1 protein-coding gene is annotated in these 1,278 nt (G+C 47.9%); it reads left to right on the top strand.

What is annotated here, in order from left to right; all coding sequences use genetic code 11:
* A partial coding sequence (locus tag PX482_RS20085; protein ID WP_288122924.1) for a formylglycine-generating enzyme family protein occupies nt 1-1,278 on the top strand: 1,278 nt, incomplete at both ends.

The raw sequence follows: 1,278 nt of genomic DNA, 5'->3' as shown, positions 1-1,278 counted from the left end.
CCGGGAAAACCTATCGCCTACCGACAGAAGCGGAATGGGAATATGCCTGTCGTGCGGGGACCACTACTCGCTATTATTTCGGTGATGATGCTAATCAGTTAGAAGATTACGCTTGGTATAGCGGAAATTCTCAAAATACAACTCATCCTGTTGGTCAGAAAAAGCCCAATGCTTGGGGACTGTATGACATGAGTGGCAATGTTTGGGAGTGGTGCGAGGACAATTGGCATAATAGCTATGCCTGGGTAACAAATAATAGTAATGTTCACATAATACGTGGCGGCTCTTGGTGCAGCTATCCAAGTGGCTGCCGTTCCGCTTTCCGCGGCTTCAACAGCCAGGGCCGCAGCAGCCGCGGTTTTCGGGTGGTGTGCGTCCCCACTGTGACATCTACACAGTTACCTATCGCTACTGTGACATCTACACCCCTACCTAAAGTAGTGCCAACTCCACTGACAAACTTTACCGAAAACCTACCCAAGGGAATAACACTGGAGATGGTGAGCTTACCAGCAGGTCAATTTCTCATGGGCTCTCCTGATAGTGATCGCGATGCTAGGGATTTTGAAAAGCCTCAACACCAAGTTAAAATAAACAGTTTTGCGATCGGGAAATATCCTGTCACTCAGGCACAATATCAAGCAGTAATGGGAACAAATCCCTCTCATTTTTCAAATAATCCCCAAAATCCAGTAGAAAGGATTAGTTCGGACGACGCTCAAGCCTTTTGTCAGAAATTGAGTCAAATAACCGGGAAAACCTATCGCCTCCCCACAGAAGCGGAATGGGAATATGCCTGTCGTGCGGGGACCACTACTCGCTATTATTTCGGTGATGATGCTAATCAGTTAGGAGATTACGCTTGGTATAGCGGAAATTCTCAGCAGACAACTCATCCTGTGGGCCAGAAAAGTCCCAATGCTTTCGGCCTCTACGATATGCACGGAAATGTCTGGGAGTGGTGCGAAGACAATTGGCATAATAGCTATCAGAATGCGCCAAGTGACGGCAGTGCTTGGCTGATAAAGGATAATGATTATCAAATAGTGCGGGGCGGTTCTTGGTACGGCCTTCCAAATCTCTGCCGTTCCGCTTACCGCAACTTCAACTACCGCCGGGGCAACATCGTCAACTACTTCGGTTTTCGGGTGGTGTGCGTCCCCAATGTGACATCTACACAGTTACCTATCGCTACTGTGACATCTACACCGTTACCTAAAGTAGTGCCAACTCCACTGACAAACTTTACCGAAAACCTACCCAAGGGAATAACACTGG

Origin of the sequence: Microcystis sp. M53602_WE12 (assembly GCF_030065455.1) — a bacterium.
Taxonomy (GTDB): Bacteria; Cyanobacteriota; Cyanobacteriia; order Cyanobacteriales; family Microcystaceae; genus Microcystis; species Microcystis aeruginosa.
The sequence above is the reverse complement of the archived record's forward strand: the minus strand, read 5'-3'. Positions and strand labels throughout refer to the sequence as shown.